This is a genomic window from Thermodesulfobacteriota bacterium (assembly GCA_034189135.1).
In the GTDB taxonomy this organism is placed as follows: domain Bacteria; phylum Desulfobacterota; class Desulfobacteria; order Desulfobacterales; family JAUWMJ01; genus JAUWMJ01.
Map to the genome: position 1 here is coordinate 31,699 of JAXHVO010000026.1, position 18,055 is coordinate 49,753.

General features: G+C 44.7%; 14 protein-coding genes. 10 read left to right on the forward strand and 4 right to left on the reverse strand.

From position 1 onward, the window contains the following. Window positions 1-106 precede the first annotated feature (106 nt). The 4 genes from SWH54_03325 to SWH54_03340 all read left to right on the forward strand — a co-directional run bounded on the left by SWH54_03325 (window position 107) and on the right by SWH54_03340 (window position 6,936). Complete coding sequence (locus tag SWH54_03325; GenBank protein MDY6790279.1) at window positions 107-4,456, forward strand: acyl-CoA dehydratase activase; 4,350 nt, start codon at window positions 107-109, stop codon at window positions 4,454-4,456. A 114-nt stretch (window positions 4,457-4,570) separates the two neighbouring features. Then, window positions 4,571-5,026 carry an LPP20 family lipoprotein gene (locus SWH54_03330; GenBank protein MDY6790280.1) on the forward strand — a complete coding sequence of 152 codons (456 nt, stop codon included), beginning with the start codon at window positions 4,571-4,573 and terminating at the stop codon, window positions 5,024-5,026. A 49-nt stretch (window positions 5,027-5,075) separates the two neighbouring features. Continuing rightward, entirely contained in the window at window positions 5,076-6,227 is a 1,152-nt protein-coding gene (locus tag SWH54_03335; GenBank protein ID MDY6790281.1) for an acyl-CoA dehydrogenase family protein, read from the forward strand. A 70-nt stretch (window positions 6,228-6,297) separates the two neighbouring features. Then, window positions 6,298-6,936: an XRE family transcriptional regulator gene (locus SWH54_03340; protein MDY6790282.1), complete on the forward strand. Its 639-nt coding sequence runs from the start codon at window positions 6,298-6,300 to the stop codon at window positions 6,934-6,936. Window positions 6,937-7,019: 83 nt separating this feature from the next. On the opposite strand, the gene SWH54_03345 is transcribed toward SWH54_03340, so the two are convergent. Then, window positions 7,020-7,463, reverse strand: a complete 444-nt coding sequence (locus SWH54_03345; GenBank protein MDY6790283.1) for an Hsp20/alpha crystallin family protein — start codon at window positions 7,461-7,463, stop codon at window positions 7,020-7,022. A gap of 293 nt (window positions 7,464-7,756) precedes the next feature. Here SWH54_03345 and SWH54_03350 point away from each other — a divergent pair, with 293 nt between their 5' ends. After that, on the forward strand, window positions 7,757-8,353 hold the full coding sequence (locus SWH54_03350; GenBank protein ID MDY6790284.1) for a hypothetical protein: 597 nt from the start codon (window positions 7,757-7,759) through the stop codon (window positions 8,351-8,353). A 113-nt stretch (window positions 8,354-8,466) separates the two neighbouring features. On the opposite strand, the gene SWH54_03355 is transcribed toward SWH54_03350, so the two are convergent. The 3 genes from SWH54_03355 to SWH54_03365 form a co-directional block, all read right to left on the reverse strand. Beyond that, the gene (locus SWH54_03355) at window positions 8,467-9,246 is read right to left on the reverse strand and encodes a SagB/ThcOx family dehydrogenase (GenBank protein ID MDY6790285.1); all 780 of its coding nucleotides are present in this window, start codon (window positions 9,244-9,246) and stop codon (window positions 8,467-8,469) included. Between the two features lie 81 nt (window positions 9,247-9,327). Further along, window positions 9,328-10,530 carry a threonine synthase gene (locus SWH54_03360; protein MDY6790286.1) on the reverse strand — a complete coding sequence of 401 codons (1,203 nt, stop codon included), beginning with the start codon at window positions 10,528-10,530 and terminating at the stop codon, window positions 9,328-9,330. Between the two features lie 111 nt (window positions 10,531-10,641). After that, on the reverse strand, window positions 10,642-11,943 hold the full coding sequence (locus tag SWH54_03365; GenBank protein MDY6790287.1) for a tetratricopeptide repeat protein: 1,302 nt from the start codon (window positions 11,941-11,943) through the stop codon (window positions 10,642-10,644). A gap of 544 nt (window positions 11,944-12,487) precedes the next feature. Between SWH54_03365 and qrcA the strand changes: the two genes are divergently transcribed. From qrcA to SWH54_03390, 5 genes are all read left to right on the forward strand, one after another. Beyond that, window positions 12,488-13,177, forward strand: coding sequence for a menaquinone reductase multiheme cytochrome c subunit QrcA (gene qrcA / locus SWH54_03370; protein ID MDY6790288.1), 690 nt, complete (start codon window positions 12,488-12,490; stop codon window positions 13,175-13,177). Between the two features lie 45 nt (window positions 13,178-13,222). Further along, a complete protein-coding gene (gene qrcB / locus SWH54_03375) occupies window positions 13,223-15,436 on the forward strand; it encodes a menaquinone reductase molybdopterin-binding-like subunit QrcB (GenBank protein MDY6790289.1) in 2,214 nt (737 codons plus the stop codon). A 25-nt stretch (window positions 15,437-15,461) separates the two neighbouring features. Then, a complete protein-coding gene (gene qrcC / locus SWH54_03380) occupies window positions 15,462-16,253 on the forward strand; it encodes a menaquinone reductase iron-sulfur cluster-binding subunit QrcC (protein ID MDY6790290.1) in 792 nt (263 codons plus the stop codon). 69 nt (window positions 16,254-16,322) lie between these two features. Continuing rightward, window positions 16,323-17,666 (forward strand): menaquinone reductase integral membrane subunit QrcD, encoded by a 1,344-nt coding sequence (qrcD, locus tag SWH54_03385; GenBank protein ID MDY6790291.1) that lies wholly within the window; start codon window positions 16,323-16,325, stop codon window positions 17,664-17,666. 19 nt (window positions 17,667-17,685) lie between these two features. Then, window positions 17,686-17,847, forward strand: coding sequence for a hypothetical protein (locus tag SWH54_03390; protein MDY6790292.1), 162 nt, complete (start codon window positions 17,686-17,688; stop codon window positions 17,845-17,847). Window positions 17,848-18,055 lie beyond the last annotated feature (208 nt).

Sequence of the window (18,055 nt, forward strand, 5' to 3'; positions counted from 1 at the left end):
CATCTTGGCTTTATAACAAAACTTCTGTTATTCAGGCACAAAACTGAAGGACTATTTTGGCCTGTTTTTAACCAGGTTAAATTATTATAATCTATTAAAAGAAAAAATGGAAAATTCACCAAAAATAAAAGTGCTGGGCCTGAATCTGGGGGCATCCACAGTATCCGTGGCCCAGATTGAACAGAATCGGAAAGGCGAAAATCCGCAGATTGTCAAGAGTACAGTTCAACTTCATGATGGAAATCCTAAAGATACTTTGCTTTCGGTTTTAAATCACTATGATCTTGAATCATTTGACAAGATAGTTGCCACCGGTCGCAAGTTTTGCAATTTCGTAAATTTATCAAGCATACCGGAGCCGCAGGCGGTGGAATATGCCTACCAGTTTGTCAAACCGGACGGTATTTCCTGCCCGGGAGTTGTTTCTGCCGGCGGAGAAACCTTCATGGTTTATCAGTTGGACTCTTCGGGTAAAATTTCGAATGTTTTAACCGGCAATAAGTGTGCGTCCGGGACCGGTGAATTTTTTCTTCAGCAATTGCGACGGATGAAGGTCTCCCTTAAAGATGCAGCCCAGTGGGCTGTTGAACAGGAACCGTATCATGTTTCAGGGCGATGCTCTGTTTTCTGCAAGTCCGACTGTACCCATGCCACCAATAAAGGTATCCCCAGATCAAAAGTGACCGCCGGGCTTTGTAAGATGATGGCGGACAAGGTTCTGGAATTGCTTAAAAAAGTTAAGCGGGAAAATATCATGCTTACCGGGGGAACCGCCCTTAATCAGATGATGGTTGAGTATCTGCGCCGCGACATTCCCGGGCTGATCGTTCCGCAACAGGCGCCCTATTTTGAAGCGCTGGGCGCAGCTCTATGGGCTCTGGAAAATGAAACAGCTCCATTTCCAGGATTATCCAATCTTTTTCTGACCGAAGTGGCGACTTTCGATACTCTTGCCCCCCTTGGGGATTTTAAGGGCAAGGTTGAGTTCAAAACCATGGAAACCGGTGAAGTTCGTGCAGGGGATAATTACATACTGGGACTTGACGTCGGTTCTACCACTACCAAGGCGGTTTTATTGAGAACGGATGATCATGCCATCTGTGCATCCGTATATCTGCGCACAAACGGAGATCCGGTAGGTGCCTCCCGTCAATGCTATGCTTCCATTCTCCAACAGGTAGAAAGTAAAACAGATCCAGGTGAAATATCTATCACCGGTCTTGGAGTTACCGGTTCCGGTCGTCAGATAGCCGGTCTCCATGCCCTTACAGATGGTGTGTTAAATGAAATTATTGCCCATGCCAGCGCCGCCATTTATTTTGACCCCGATGTTGACACCCTGTTTGAAATCGGTGGGCAGGACGCCAAATACACCTATATTACCAACAGCGTGCCTTCGGACTACGCCATGAACGAAGCATGCAGCGCAGGAACAGGATCATTTCTGGAAGAATCCGCATTGGAAACCCTCGGGGTAAAAATGGAAGACATTGCCCAAATAGCCTTGGTAGGGAAAAATCCGCCCAATTTCAATGATCAGTGTGCTGCCTTTATCGCTTCTGATATTAAAAACGCTATTCATGAGGGTGTCCGGCATGAAGATATTGTGGCCGGTTTGGTTTACTCAATATGCATGAACTATTCCAACCGGGTGAAAGGTAATCGCCCGGTTGGAGAAAAAGTTTTTATGCAAGGCGGAGTCTGCTATAATAAGGCCGTACCTCTTGCTATGGCAGCTCTGGTGGGCAAACCCATTATTGTGCCTCCCATGCCCGGGCTGATGGGTGCCTTTGGTGTTGCGCTGGAAGTGAAAAAGAGAATTGAAACCAGCCTTATGGAACAACAGAGCTTCGATTTAAAAGCACTTGCCGATCGAGAAGTCATATACAAAAAACCTTTTATCTGCAAAGGAGGAAAACAAAAATGTGACCGGCGATGTGAAATTGCTGTGATCGAGATCGAAGGCAAGAAGTATCCCTTTGGAGGCGCCTGCAACCGGTATTACAATTTGCGGCGGGATGTTAATTACAGCATTGAAAGACTCGATCTGGTAAGAATCAGGCAGCAGCTGATATTTGAAAAATACGCGGGTAAATTTATCCCCCAAAAGGAAACGCCCTGCAGGGGAAAAATTGGAATAAACCGGAGTTTTGTCGTTAACACTTATTATCCCCTCTACTCTACTTTTTTTGCAGAACTGGGTTTTGAAACGGTTGTTCCCGATCATCCCTCACAGGAAGGAATTGATCTAAGAAATGCAGCATTCTGTTACCCCGGTGAGCTTTCCCATGGCTTTTTTTACTCGCTTCTTACCATGAAACACCCGGTTGATTTTATCTTTCTACCCCATTTTAAATCAATTCCGGCTGAAAACGGTAACACCAGCTCCCAGGTCTGTCCTTTTGTTCAGGGAGAAGCTTTTTATCTCCAAACCACATTTTCCAGAGAACTTGAAGAACTGAAGGGGAAAGGAACAAAGATTTTAATGCCCCTTATTGATCTGCAAAATGGTCTGGAAAAAGCGGAAAAACCGCTGCTTGAAACTTCTGCTAAAATGGGCATCGGTCGAAAAACTGCCAAGATCGCCTTTGAAAAAGCACTGATGCAACAGACAAAATGTCTGGCTGAAATGAAGGAGATAGGAAATAAAGCTCTGGCTGAACTTGAAACCGATCCGGAAAAAATGGCAGTGGTGATATTCGGGCGCCCCTATAACGGGTTTGTTGAAGAAGCACATATGGGAATTCCTCGAAAGCTGGCCTCAAGAGGCATTCTTTGCATACCTTTAGACTTTCTTACATTTGAGGATGAAAAAGCAAAGCGACACATGTACTGGGGAATGGGCCAGATTATATTGAAAGCGGCCAGGTTGGTTAAAAGGCATCCCCAGCTTTTCGGAACTTATATCACCAACTTTTCCTGTGGTCCGGATTCGTTTGTTATCGGATATTTCAGAACTATTATGGGCCGAAAGCCTTCTCTGACTCTTGAGCTTGACAGCCATACGGCTGACGCCGGTCTGGAAACCAGGATCGAGGCATTCCTTGATATCATTTGTGCGTACCGACAACTTGAAATGCGCAAACTGATTCCTTTAACAAAACACAATTTTATACCTGCTCGGATTGTGCTCGATAATGGCACAGGAAAAGTAATGACATCTTCCGGTGAAGCACTGGAGATCAAAGATCCTCGTATCACCGTACTTCTTCCTTCCATGGGGAAAATTGCCACAGAGTTATTAACGTCGGTATTTCGCGGTATGGGAATTAATGCCAAAGGGCATGAGCCTTCCGACGAAAAAATTCTCAAGCTTGGCCGCGGCAATACTTCATGTAAAGAATGTCTTCCACTCATTCTTACCACAGGGATTTTTCTTAATTACATCCAGAATAAGCGGAAAAAAGATGAGATCCTTATTTATTTCATGGCCACGGGTTCCGGTCCCTGCCGGTTTGGACAATATTCTGTCTTTATGGAAGATCTGATCCAAAGGCTTGAAATTCCTGATGCCGCTTTGCTTTCGCTTACATCTGAAAACTCCTACATCGGAATGGAAAATGGGTTTGAACGAAAGGGATTCTGGGCGATCATTGTATCTGATGTGATGGAGGACATTCGCTCAATGATACTTGCAAACGCAACGGATATCGATGCGGCAATGCAGACATTCAATAATGAGCTGAATCTGATATCCAACGAACTTGAAAGATGTAATTTTTCGCAACTGGAAAAACAGCTTTTAAAAACAGCAGACATGCTTGGTCGCATCCCTATGAAGCGTCCTCCGTCAGAAGTGCCCGTTATCTCGTTAACAGGTGAGATTTTTGTCAGGAGAGATTCTCTATCTCGCCAATTCTTAACCGAACGACTGGCTGAAAAAGGATTTGCCTCCGTCTGTTCACCGGTAACCGAGTGGGTTCATTACTCCGATTACCTCGTTGGCAAAGAACTGACCGACTATCAAATGACCAAAATGGAAAAGCTCGGATTTTTCATCAGGAAGAAGTTTATGGGCAAAGATGAAAAACGCATCAAGTCTGCGTTGTCCCGATCGGGTCTTGTTCATTCCAAACCGATTGACATCGGGGCAATCATTAAGAATGGGAAGCGATATATATCAGAGAATTTAACCGGTGAAGCCATTCTGACAGTCGGGAGCTCCATATCGGAAATAGCCGTTGATTCCTGTGGTGTCATTGCCATCGGACCGTTTGGCTGTATGCCGAACCGCCTTTCTGAAGCTATTCTCAATGAAACCATGAACCGGGAAGAAAAGCTGAAAACCGATCCAAAAAATCAGCGGCTTCGCTCCGTTCTGGCGGAAACAGGCGCCCTGCCTTTTCTTGCGATTGAAAGTGACGGCTCACCTTTTCCGCAGCTGATAACCGCAAAACTGGAAGCATTCTGTCTACGCGCAGAACGCCTGCATCAAAGAATGCTTAACAATCACTGAGGTCGTCACAGGCGAATTGGACTATATTTTTTTCTTGATACACAGATCCTTTTATTTTATATTCAAAGCATAAAAAACAAACAATCAATATCCTGGAACCTAAGAAAGGAAAGTATGAAATCAAAATGTTTAACGTTTTTAGTCCTTCTTACTCTAAGCCTTTCACTCCTATCTGACGGTTGTATCAGTACGCCAAAACCTGAAAAAAAAAGTGCCCCCCAGTGGTTAAACTCAGTTCCCCTTGATGAAAAATACTTTTATGCGGTGGGAATCTCAGGCCCTACTCGAAATATCAAGGATGCATGGAACCAGGCAATTATGCGCGCCCGTGCAGAGCTTGGCAAAACCATTATTACCCATATAACCAGCCAGGATTATATTATCAGCACAACCGGTGGTGAATATTCATCACAACTTATTGAGGCTCTTTCTGATACGGAACTTAACTTCACTGAGGTGATCGAGCGATGGTACGACCAAAACGGTATCTATGGTCTTCCTGATTTCTACTATGTTCTGGTCAGGCTGGAAAAAAAGAGAGCTGAACAACTGTTAAAAAGCTTAAAATAAACGAGTTTCGTTTTATATATTTTTTGCCCATTTACTTTAAGGAGAAACTATGGATTTTACCCTTTCTACTGAACAGGAGATTTTACGTGAATCGGTTCGCAGCTTTGCAGAAAACGAGATTAAACCGGTGGCTCGGGAACTGGATGAAAAAGAAGAGTTTTCCTACGAGACGATGCAAAAGATGGCAGAACTCGGCCTCTTCGGAATTTTTGTGTCGGAAAAGTACGGCGGTCAGGGTATGGACTACGTTTCATACATCATTGCCGTTGAAGAGATAGCCAGGATTGATGGCTCGCATGCTGCCACTGTGGCTGCGGAAAATTCCCTTGGAATCGGACCCCTTTATTATTTTGGAAATGAAGAACAAAAGAAAAAATACCTTCCTAAACTTTGTAAGGGCGAGACACTTTGGGGTTTTGGCCTCACTGAACCCAATGCAGGCTCGGACGCCTCGAATTCAAAGACCACTGCAGTGTTAGATGGCAATGAGTGGGTGATTAACGGGAGCAAGATCTTCATTACCAATGGTGCGGCAAAAAATACTGCCGGAGCCACCGTCCTGTGCCGTACCGGCACCCGTGACGATGGTCGGCCGGAGCTTTCCTGTATCATTGTGGAGTCAGGGAATCCTGGCTTTACGGCAAAGGAAATGCACGGAAAAATGATGTGGCGGGCTTCCAATACCAGTGAACTATATTTTGAGGATTGTCGTGTACCAAAGGAAAATCTTCTTGGCCCGAGAGGAAATGGATTTCATCAGATGATGCAGACTTTGGATGGTGGCCGTCTGTCCATTGGGGCCATGGGTCTTGGTGGTGCCCAGGGTTGTCTTGATATGGCGCTAAAATACACCAACGAAAGGGAGCAGTTTGGAAGACCCATCGCAAAATTTCAGGTGAACGCATTTAAGATGGCCGATATGGCTATGGAAATCGAATGTGCACGTTTGCTTCTTTATAAGGCATGCTGGCTGCGTGATCACGACATGCCCTTTTCCAAAGAGGCGGCCATGGGAAAGCTTTACTGTTCTGAGGCTATGTATCGATGTGCAAACCATGCGGTCCAACTTCACGGTGGTTATGGCCTCATGAAGGAGTACGATGTGGAAAGATTTTACCGGGATCAGAAACTTCTGGACATCGGCGAAGGGACATCGGAAGTGCAGCGCATAGTTATCGCCAGGCACATCGGGGCTTTATAATGGTGACCGACTATCTGTCGATTAAATTTGAAATAAATATCTTATAAATATACTGTTGAGGAGATTAAATATGGAACAAAATGCCCAAAAACCTCAAATCGTGGTTGACTCTTTTGAAGAACTGACCGGTGAAATTACACCAACCGCAACCAAGGGTGTTGAAGAAATAGGCCAACGGGTCAAAACTTTACGAGAACAAAAAGGGCTTTCTCTTGATGAATTGTCAAAGCTGACCGGCTTTGGCGTCGAGCTGCTTTCCGAAATAGAGGAAGATAAAGTGCAGCCCCAGCTTGGAACGGTTATCAAGCTTTCAAAGGCTCTAGATAGTGCCTTTGGTCGTTTGGTGTCTGGTGTCGGCGATAAACTGTTTTCCATAACCAGAAAAAATGAACAGAAAGTGGTATTAAGATCCACGTCCCATGAAGGTCAAAAGCAGGTCTATACCTATAAAAGTCTTGCTCCGGAAGTCAAAGGTCGTCATATGGAGGCCATGATTGTGCAGCTGGAAGAAAATCCGGACCCGGATACTTCGGTCCATGAAGGCGAGGAATTCATTTATGTTCTAGATGGAGTGGTATCCCTGAAAATCGGGGAAGATTCATTTTCTCTTGAGCCGGGAGACAGTGTGTATTACCTTTCCACCACGCCACATCTGATTTCAGCAAAAAGAGGAAAAGCGACTATTCTGGCTGTGCTTTATGAAGGTTGATCTTTTATGGACCACAAAAGGGGTGGCTTTTGCAAGCCACCCCTGTAATCAGGATAGAAATGTTAATCAATGATGGATCATGGTTAGTGTATCGTGATCTGTTTCGGTTTTTCCTCTTCAGGTTTGGGGATATCAATTTTTAAAACGCCGTCCTTAAAATCAGCTTTGATCTTATCAGGGTTCAGGCCCACCGGCAATGTAAACGCCCGGTTAAATTTCCCAAAAGCTCTTTCCCTTTTGTAATAATTTTCCTCTTTAACCTCATTTTCAAAGGAGCGCTCACCCTTGAGAGTCAAAACTCTGTCCTTTAAATCGATCACGATATCCTTTTTGTCCATGCCTGGCAGTTCAGCTTTTATTATAATGTTGTTGTCATTGTCATAAATATCAACAACCGGGTTCCAGCTGGTCATTGCCAATTCATCATTTTCCCGGGTTGGTGCATAAAAGTCATCATCAAAAAACCGGTTAAAACGGTTTTGAAAAAATGCCATATCTCTTAGTGGTGTCCATCTTACAATATTCATGATATTTTCCTCCTTTTATTGATTTTTTTCCGTATCTGGTCCTAATTGCTTACTGACTCAGACCGATTTACATTTCCTTGAAAATATGTTAAGAATGAATTATTATATGTCAAGAAAAAATATAAATAATTTGTTGCATTACTTAAAATAATAAATAGTATATAGTAATGGAAGCTTAAAATTATGTATTATTTCTTGGAGATGCTCAACGCGCCTATTGATTTATCGAATAAACCCTTGACCGTTTGGTTTCCTGAGCACTCGAACCCTTTCCATAACAAAAGGCGGGAAAAATGAAAAAACATAAAAAAGACAATGAGATCGAAACAATATTCTTGCCGCAGCCCTCTTCTTCGGATTTAAGAGGCAAACAGTCCGTCAGGGCAACCTTCAAATTAACCGAAAAATCGATTCACGCCATAAATGTGGTATCCGTGCATCTGGGCATTAAACAAAAATCTCTTTTTGACCATTTGATTGAGGATAAGCAGTGTTTGAAATTAATTGCCGGTGAAATAAAAGAACAGGTATTTTCCCAACTTAGCCGAATTCAAAAAACATATGTTTTAAGCCGCCGGACCCTATCGTCCCTGGATCAGACAGCCAAAAAGTTCAATGCTCCTCGTGATGCCTTGGTGGAGTATTCCATTCAAAGACTTATTCCGGTAATTGCCGGAGAGAAAGAAAAACATCGAAAACGCAAATTCATTTTAACTGAAATGACCAAGCACCTGGAACATGGGGAAAAAATTTTACAAAAATCAGCAGAATTATTAGGCCAAGACGATCCCGTTTACCGCAAATTCAAATCAGTAATCACTGCCGGAGAAAGCGCTTATAAGCATATAGAATCATTTATTGAGAAGGGTGAAATAATTGAAGAGTTTTAACCGGTGCCTGGTAATAAACGATACACTTCAGCTGTGATCGAGCCATCACCACCACTTCAGGTTGACTCATCCCGCTACCTGCGATTGGGGTTTGCAGAACTTACCCTGCCCTGTCAGCGCTTGCCAACCGGGATGATGTATAAGGGCTCTTCGTGTTGCGGTAAGTTCAATATTTTGCTGACCTTTTCATCGTTAAACGCACCGATCGTTACCACGCCCAGATCCATCGCTGTCGACTGAAGGCAAACGTTGGCAGCCGCATGCCCGATTTCCATGTGAACATATTTTATGCCCCTGTTCCCGTATTTTCGGGTAATTCTTTGATACACCGCGGTGAATACCAGGTCGATGGCGGCATTTTTTACGCAGCTTTGCCCCAGCGCAGCACCGGCAAGCTGTGGTCTTACATCCCTATCTGAGATCATGACCAGTTCATGTTTGTCGGGTTTATACAGATATATGCCAACAGCAAGACCCTGCACATTGCCGACGATCAGATACACTTCGAGGGGATAAAGGGCTCCGGCCGACGGCGAGGTGCGGAAACCCCGGTTCGATGTAATTCCCTGTGCGGCCCACAAGAGTTGCGAGACCTCCTTTAGCGTAAGCGGTTCACCGGAGTAATTCCTGACCGACCGCCTTTTGAGTAGAGCCTCTTCCAGAGAAACATCACTGTTATATTTAGGTTCGGGCAGCTTTATCCTCATTTTTTTCACCCCCGATGCAGGAGTCAGTGGAGCACTGAGCGCAGGTTGGCTGTGGGCGAAGCCAGATAGAAGCACCAGTACCGAGACTCGCATAAAAAGTAGGCCGAATTTTTTACCCATAGTTAACCCATGATGATTATTTTCGGTTTTAGTAGCCACGCTTAACACTTCCTTTTTATACATCATTCAGCATTTTTCCACTTTCTAAAGATACTAAATGGCTGATGTATTCATCACCCGGTTTACCTGGAAGATTTTGTTGCCAGGCTACAGATGGTCGTCAGGTGCTAAAACTTTGGGTATGACCTGAACGGTTTCCGGGTATTTAAGCCCGCTTCCGGTATTGAGCAGCACAACCCTTTCGTTCGGCTGGATCCAACCCGTATCCCTAAGTTTCAATGCCGCAGCAAAGGTGGCCGCTCCTTCGGGGCAGGCAAAAGTACCCTCTCTGGATGCCAGCATATTCTCTGCTTCGATAATTTTCTCATCGAATACGGCGACGGCGCAGCCGTTGGTTTGATATATGGCTTCCAATACCAGAAAGTCTCCTATGGCTTTGGGAACGGTAATACCGAAAGCAAGTGTTTTGGCATTGTGCCAGAATTCGGATTCTGTCTTGCCTTCCTCCCAGGCCTTTATAATGGGCGCACAACCGGTCGATTGTACGGAAACAAGTCTGGGCATTTTGTCACCCACCCATCCCATCTCGTGAAGTTCCTGAAACGCCTTATAAATGCCGATAATACCCACACCGCCGCCAGTGGGATAAATGATGACATCCGGCAGTTTCCAATCAAACTGCTCTGCGATCTCAAGGCCCATGGTTTTTTTCCCTTCAATCCGATAGGGTTCCTTGAGCGTGGAAGCATCATACCAACCGTACTGTTTTATCGCCTTGGAAACGATTTTGCCTGCATCACTGATGAGCCCGTCCACCAGATATAAATCCGCTCCACTGATGGCGCATTCCCCGCGGGGTATGGGTGGTGCGTCTTCAGGCATCACAATAACCGATTTTATTCCCGCGGCAGCAGCGTACACGGCCCATGCAGCACCTGCATTCCCATTGGTCGGCATGGCCAATGTGCCCACACCCAGTTCTTTGGCACGGGAAACACCCACGGCAGCACCTCGTGCTTTAAAAGTTCCGGTGGGAAGAATGCCTTCGTCTTTAAGGTAGAGATTTTCAAGGCCCACTTCAGCTCCCAGTCGATTCAATTTCAATAGCGGCGTCATTCCTTCTCCAAGGTTGACCATATTTTCATGATGTTTGACAGGAAGCAGCTCAAGGTAACGCCAAAGATCCGGTTTCCTCTTGCTCAAATCCTCTTTTTTCAGAACCGTTGATACCTTGCTGAGGTCATATCGTACCAGCAGAGGGGACCCGCAGTCACACACCTGTATGATCTTTTCGCTTACATAGGTGTTATCGCATTTCGGGCATGCCAGATGAGATACATACATTTTCATTCTCCTTTGTTGGTCGACCCATCGATGACTTGGACACTGACACTAACGCTGCTAATCAGCTGCGCGGCTTTTTGCGACGGCTGAATTAACCTTTTTATGATTGCAAATTCCCTATTTTTTTATGGATACGATCAATAATCCTTTGACCGGGTTGCCCGACTGGTTCCTAATGTCGGTTTTGCTTATTTTTATTATTTTTAGTTCATGCCGCTTCAGGATCTCTTGAATATATTTCTGTGAATGTGCATAGCGGCCGCTGGGAAAAAGTTGGTAATTCTTTGTATTATCTTTTAGTTCTTCTACTGAAAATGCAATTTTCCCTCCGCTAACAAGATATGAAGATGCGGATTTAATAATCGCATCCAAATTCCCAAAATATACAAACACATCAGAGCTGTATATGAGGTCAAATTTTGTTGGAAAAGCCCAGTCCTGGAGGATGTCAAAAATCTCGAGTCGGTTGTAAATTTTCTTTTCAAAGGCTTTTTCGAGCATCTTTGCCGATACATCAACACCTATCAGGCTCTTCGCAAAAGGTCGGTATAGCTTAGCAGGCAGACCGGTACCGCATCCAAGGTCCAGAATAGCCATCTTGTCAGTCAAATAGGGATGCACAAGATTAAAGAGGAGTTCAGGAGTTTTATATCCCAGCTTTTCAACCAGGATAGTTTCAAAATTTTCAGCACACTGATCAAAAATACTTCGTACATGTTCCACTGGTGCAGCTTCAGGTGTTTCTTCCCCCCTTATGCTTTGGAGCATGAATTTTGCTATTTCATTATCCGGCTGTAGTTTAAGCACCTTGTTGTAGTGTTCTTCAGCTTCTCTGAACTGTTTGGACCGTTGAAGAAAAATTCCCAGATTCAAATGGGGGGATGCATAATCCGGTTGTATCTCAATGGCCTTTCTATATGAGTTCAAAGCGTTTTCAGCCAGATTAAGCTCATCCTGGGCCACACCAAGGTTATTCCATGCCTCTGCCATCTCAGGGGCAAACCGTACTGCCGACCGAAAGCTTGCAATAGCATCATCCTGTTTCCCGATTTCCCGGTACGCTACTCCCAGATTATTCCATACTATACCAACATCCGGTTGTTGATCTATCATAGACTTGTAAACCACTATGGCTCCTTGATGATCATTCTCCAGTTGTTTCAGCCTTCCCAGGTTATAGCATGATGATAAATCAGGCGGATTGAGATGGGCTGCTTTTTCAAATACTGGTTTTGCCTTCTCAGGTCGGTTCTGGTCCAGAAACAGATTTCCAAGCGCATTTAGCACCCGTCCCCAGTCAGGCCTTTTTTTTAATATTTCCCGGTAGCCTCTTTCTGCTTTAGAAAACTTACCATCCCTATGGGCTGCATAATATTTTTTAAATTTTTTTTCGAGATTGTCTATTCTATTCTTTTCCATATATGAATTCTTTTTTCAGGTAATACCCTCAGTTAAAAACATTTGGTTAAGTGACATCACTCTATCTGCATAACATGTAAAATGATATGATAGGCATAATCGCTTAATTCCTTACAGTGGCTTATGGTGTTTTTTTTTCGATTGTTAAACTGGTTTTTCTGAAACGATCTATTCAGCAGCATACCGGAAGGAATAGCAAAATTTGCTTGATGTCGATTTTCACTTAAATTTAAATACTATATTTATAATCGGTTGACAATAAATATTCGGATTTCTCGTTAAAAAAGGAATTACTCAAAAGCGCCACTCCTTTAAAGAAGCGAAAAGTCCGCTTGATTTTTAGAATGTCGGTTTTTAACTTTAAAAAGGTTTTCGTTGAGACGATATCTATCAAATATTGATATGCTTTTTACGATTTTTGGTGGTGGAAACTTATTTATAATCCGATGATTTCCATTGATTTCCACTTGACAAAAAATGTCTCTCAAGGTAAACAAGCTGACATTTAATTTAAAATTATAAACCCCAGCATGACGGAGTTTCAATGAGCACACTAGATGATCAAACCAAAGAGGTTACTGAAACGTCTTCTCCGGCAAAGGAAGAAAGCAGTGCGGAAAATGCTTCTGGTGGATTTATCATCCTGTTTTTTATCATAGGGCTTATTGCAAGCCTAATTGTCGGATGGATAATCTTTCCCAAACTCCTTTACTCCAAGAAAAATCAGCCCATCGATTTTAACCATGAGATTCACATGGACCTTGTGGAAGACGGTTGCGAAAGCTGCCATTTTTTCCGTGAGGATGGCAGTTATTCCGGTGTTCCGAAGCTTGCACAATGTATGGATTGCCACGAAGAGGTTCAGGGCGAAAGCGAAAATGAAGCTGTATTTGTCGCTGAGTATGTGGAAAAACAAAGGGAGGTTCCGTGGCTGATTTACTCCAAGCAGCCGGACTGCGTATTTTTTTCCCACGTGATACATGTGAAAACAGCAGCATTAGATTGTGTGCAATGTCATGGACATGTGGGTGAATCGACCAACCTGAAACCATATGAAGAGAATCGTATTACCGGTTACAGCCGGGACATATGGGGTAAGAATATGCTGGGTTATAAAAAGAATCCATGGGACAAGATGAAAATGAACGATTGCGCCGATTGCCATAAAGAGATGAATGTTAAACCATCGAGCGTTCAGACTAAGAAGGATGCATGTTTTGTGTGTCATAAATAATGGCTACTAATAAAAGACGATTGACTGAAGTTTAGGGGAAAATCCATGAAAATAGGCAGAAGAAGTTTTTTGTCGTTTGTAATTGGCGGTGCTGCGGGGACAGCCCTTTCACCATTGCCCTGGAAGCTGACGGATGATCTTTCAATATGGACACAGGCATGGCCATGGACACCTGTACCACCGGATGGTGAGGCAAGTTATGTGAATTCCACCTGCAATTTGTGCCCCGGCGGTTGCGGAATCACGGTTCGGAAAATTGACGACCGGGTGGTCAAAATTGAAGGCATGAACGGACATCCGGTAAATGAAGGTGGAATATGTGTCCTGGGTTTGTCAGGTGCGCAGCTTCTTTACGGGCCGATGCGAGTTAGGTCACCACTAAAAAAAGTGAACGGAAGGTTTAGGGAGGTTTCATGGGATTCCGCCATTGCTGAGATTTCCAGCAAACTTGGCGAGTTGAGATCTAAGGGCGCATCTCACAAACTTGCCTGTATTTCAGGAACGGATCGCGGGACAATGTCCGAGCTTTTAAGCCGGTTTCTCACTGTATACGGTTCAGCAAATTTTACCCGCACACCTTCCATTTTAGACTCTTATGAGCTGACCTTGCATATGATGCAGGGCGTGCAGGGCATACCCGGATTTGATGTTGAAAATGCCGACTTTGTGTTAAGTTTTGGCAGCGGTATCATTGAAGGATGGGGGTCACCTGTGCGCATGTTCAAGGCCAACAGCGGCTGGAAAAAGGCAGGCGGCAAGGTGGTTCAGATTGAACCCCGGCTTTCCAATACGGCTGCTAAATCAGATAAATGGATTCCCATTAATCCTGGCACGGAAGGGGCTCTGGCACTGGGACTTGCAAGTGTAATTATTAAAGAAACCCTTTATAATAAAAGTTTTGTGAATAATTTTTCAGCCGGGTTTGATAAATGGAAACGGCGCATCCTTGACGGATACAGCCCTGAAATTGTGACCAAGGTTACCGGAATTGATCAGGCAGTCATTGTATCTCTGGCAAGAGATTTTGCACGCAGCTCAAAACCTTTGGCGATTTGTGGCAGGGGCCAGGGGCGCACACCGGGTAGTGTGAAAGAATTTATGGCCGTCCATGCCTTAAATGCGCTGGTGGGAAATATAAATAAAAAGGGGGGTGTGTGGACCCTTCCCGAACCAAATTATATTAACTGGCCTGAACTGAAAATGGACGCTGTGGCTTCAACGGGCATTCAAAAAGGTCGAACAGATAGCGCCGGGACTGGGAAATACCTCCATGCCAGATACCTGCTTAACCGGTTACCGGAAATCATAAATTCTGTGGATGTGTCTCCTGTTGAAGTGCTGTTTGTTTCAGAATCCAATCCCGGCTATACCATGCCGGACACATCGTCGGTAAAGAAGGCGTTTGAAAAAATACCCTTTGTGGTGAGTTTCTCATCTTATATGGACGAGACCGCCCAAATGGCGGATTTTATCCTTCCGAACCATATGTATCTGGAGCGATACGAGGATGTGCCTGCGGCAGCCGGATTTAATAAGCCGATCATCGGCCTTTCAAGGCCGGTGGTAGACCCCCAGTTTAACACCAAATATACAGGCGATGTCATTATTCAACTTGCAAAGGCCATGGGCGGGTTTATTGCCGATGCATTTCCCTGGGAGAATTATGAAACCTGCCTTAAGGAAACGCTGGGCGACAGGTGGGACACGATGGTTGAAAACGGTTACTGGGTGGATTCCGCCTATACAGCTTCCGGGTGGGAGAAAGGATTTGAAACAGCTTCGACCCGGTTTGAGTTTACCAGTAATGACATAGATTCGCTGTCCCGTTATGCCCCGGTTAAGCCTCAAGGGGATGAGGCCTCCTTTCCCCTTGTACTTATACCGTATGATTCCATGAGACTTGCAGGCGGTTTTATCGGTGATCCGCCTTTTGTGATTAAGACCGTTGAAGATACGATTCTTAAAGGCAAAGATATTTTGGTGGAAATCAACCCGGCTACTGCCGGGAAACTCGGTTTATCCGAAGGACGATATGCAAAATTAACCACTCCGAAAGGAAGTGCGAAAGTAAAAGTGCATCTTTTTGATGGAATTATGCCTGGTCTAGTGGCCATGCCCAGCGGGCTGGGCCATACAGCCTATGATAAATTTCTGGCAGGCAAGGGTATAAATATTAACCAGCTGATGGGTTCGGTGGAAGATTCATCCACCGGTCATGATGCCGTTTGGGGAATTAATGCAAAGCTTGTCAAAGCCTGAAAATCGTCAATCCAAAGAGGTCCCGATGAAACAAGAAAAAGCTAAAAAGTATGGAATGGTCATTGATCTGGACAAATGTACAGGATGTGGCTCCTGCATGGTGGCGTGCATGGCGGAAAACAATGTACCGTTTCGTGAAGATGAATCAGATAAACTTCTTTCCATCGCATGGATGCGTGTTTATAAGTTAACAAACGGTAAACCTTTTCCTGATACTGAAATTTGTTATCTCCCCAGACCGTGCATGCACTGTGAAGGTGAACATGGTCACAGCCCCTGTGTTTCCGTCTGCCCAGCAACCGCAACGGATTACAGCACTGAAACAGGGATTGTCAGCCAGATTTATACCCGCTGTTTCGGTTGCCGGTATTGCATGGCTGCATGTCCGTACCATGTCCGGCTTTTTAACTGGTGGGATCCTGTCTGGCCTGATGGGATGGAAAAATCATTAAGCCCCAATGTTTCCGTTCGTATGCGTGGGGTGGTGGAAAAGTGCAGTTTCTGTTTCCATCGATATCAGCTGGCAATGGATAAGGCGCATTATGAAGGCCGAAAAGAGCTCGAAGAAGATGAATATCAAACCGCTTGTACCCAGGCGTGTCCGGCCGGTGCCATCACCTTCGGTGATTTGAATAATCCGAAGCATGCGGTGACTCAAATGGTTGAACCGGACCATAAAAAAGGCGGAAAACCAAGAAATCCCAAGGCGTTCAGGCTTCTTGAGCGACTGGGGACGAATCCCAAGGTCTATTATCTTTCAAGCCGGGAGTGGGTGAGACGATCCGGAGACAATTATATCAAGAACGAAGCAAAGTAAAACACAACCGTTGTTTGGTGAGTACAGAAAATAAAACATTAACCAAATTTATTCAGGAGCACCGATTTTATGGATTCTGCATTAATCCCAAAGGGAGTTAAACGCTGTCCCCCATGGCAATTTATTTTAGCGATCATCATCGTTGGGGTCGTATTGTTGTGGGGCGTTTTTGCCATGCTGCTTTGCTGGATGAAGGGCCTGAACCAGACCAATATGAATAATGCTTACGGGTTTGCCATATGGATCTGGGCGGATCTTGCGGTTATTGCGCTTGGCGGGGGTGCTTTCTTTACCGGGTTTTTAAGGTATATTGTGGGAAAAGATGAGTTGAAGAATATTATCAACTATGCCGTGCTGATCGGGTTCATCTGCTACAGTTCGGCTCTGTTAATTCTTGCCATCGACATCGGACAGCCTTTGCGGGGATGGTTTATTTTCTGGCATGCCAACGTCCATTCAATGTTGACCGAAGTGGCATTTTGCCTGACCTGTTATTTCGGAGTCCTGTGTATTGAATATCTTCCCCTGGTTCTGGAAAACCGCCAGATCGATAAGGTGCCTTTCTTTCACAATCTGACCCACAACATGCACGAAATTATGGCCGTATTTGCCGCCACCGGTGCATTTCTTTCCTTTTTTCATCAAGGGTCTTTGGGTGGGGTTGCCGGTGTGCTATTTGGACGTCCGTTTGGATTTCGGGAAGGGGTCCTGGTCTGGCCCTGGACGTTTTTCCTGTTCACCTGGTCTGCAGCGGCATGCGGTCCCTGCTTTACCATACTTATTACCAAAATTACCGAGGCTATTACCAAGAAAAAGCTGGTAAAAAATAATGTGATAGAGCTGTTGGCAAAGATCTCCGGCTGGATGCTCCTTACCTACAGCGTGGCAAAGATTGCAGATACCTGGTACTGGGCTGTTGTTACCGCCCCATCCAAGGGCTTTTCTTTAATGGATTTTTACTCCAACAATCCGTTATACGGAATTTGGATACTGATTCTTGAAGTCGGTATTTGCGGAGTGCTGCCTGCGCTTATTCTTATTACGGATAAGGGACGTAAGACTTCTTCTTTACTATGGGTTGCAGTTATTTTGGCTGTGATCGGAGTGAGTCTGAACCGCTGGGTAATGGTTCTGCAGGTGCTTGCTGTGCCGGTCATGCCGTTTGTTGGTTGGAACATGTATTTCCCAAGCTGGCAGGAAGTGGCAACCACACTTTTGCCGGTGGCATACGGAATTATTTTAATCATGATTTCTTATCGTTACCTGCCGATATTTCCGCAGGAAACTGAGCTTAATCCAATTGAACCGCCGCCGGCTGCTCAGGTAAAAGAACCTGAAGCTGAAGAGTCTGCAGGTGCTGAAGAAGAGGCTGCCGGAGCGCCGGAGCCGGAAATACAGCCTGCCCAGGCGTAATATTTTAGGAGGATGAACTATGTTTCCATATATTAGTTTTGAATGGGTATGGGATGCCGGCCATTTAGTGTTTCACGGTGGGCTGTGGTATGCGCTGAACATCATCGGAATTGGCATGACATATTGCATTATTAAGGCTGTCTGGGATACCTATAAAGGAAAAGGTGGTCATAGCCACTAGAATTTAGCAATTGAATACAACAAAAGCGCTTCCTTCATACTATCAAATATGGGGAAGCGTTTTTTTTTTGAATACTCATTTAAAACGGGTATGTTCATTAGAAACAAAATGTCGTTTTTCAATCTTAGCTCGGTTCGACCGGGGGATCGCCTATGGGCCCGTTACCAGACATAACAATCTTATTTAAAAATGAAGGTACGGCAGCTAT

Coding starts and splice junctions, on each gene's coding strand:
- SWH54_03330 (MDY6790280.1), top strand. CDS start 4,571: ATGAAATCAAAATGTTTAACGTTTTTAGTCCTTCTTACTCTAAGCCTT.
- SWH54_03360 (MDY6790286.1), bottom strand. CDS start 10,530: ATGAAAATGTATGTATCTCATCTGGCATGCCCGAAATGCGATAACACC.
- SWH54_03365 (MDY6790287.1), bottom strand. CDS start 11,943: ATGGAAAAGAATAGAATAGACAATCTCGAAAAAAAATTTAAAAAATAT.
- SWH54_03345 (MDY6790283.1), bottom strand. CDS start 7,463: ATGAATATTGTAAGATGGACACCACTAAGAGATATGGCATTTTTTCAA.
- qrcC (MDY6790290.1), top strand. CDS start 15,462: ATGAAACAAGAAAAAGCTAAAAAGTATGGAATGGTCATTGATCTGGAC.
- qrcB (MDY6790289.1), top strand. CDS start 13,223: ATGAAAATAGGCAGAAGAAGTTTTTTGTCGTTTGTAATTGGCGGTGCT.
- SWH54_03335 (MDY6790281.1), top strand. CDS start 5,076: ATGGATTTTACCCTTTCTACTGAACAGGAGATTTTACGTGAATCGGTT.
- SWH54_03350 (MDY6790284.1), top strand. CDS start 7,757: ATGAAAAAACATAAAAAAGACAATGAGATCGAAACAATATTCTTGCCG.
- qrcD (MDY6790291.1), top strand. CDS start 16,323: ATGGATTCTGCATTAATCCCAAAGGGAGTTAAACGCTGTCCCCCATGG.
- SWH54_03390 (MDY6790292.1), top strand. CDS start 17,686: ATGTTTCCATATATTAGTTTTGAATGGGTATGGGATGCCGGCCATTTA.
- SWH54_03325 (MDY6790279.1), top strand. CDS start 107: ATGGAAAATTCACCAAAAATAAAAGTGCTGGGCCTGAATCTGGGGGCA.
- SWH54_03355 (MDY6790285.1), bottom strand. CDS start 9,246: ATGATGTATAAAAAGGAAGTGTTAAGCGTGGCTACTAAAACCGAAAAT.
- qrcA (MDY6790288.1), top strand. CDS start 12,488: ATGAGCACACTAGATGATCAAACCAAAGAGGTTACTGAAACGTCTTCT.
- SWH54_03340 (MDY6790282.1), top strand. CDS start 6,298: ATGGAACAAAATGCCCAAAAACCTCAAATCGTGGTTGACTCTTTTGAA.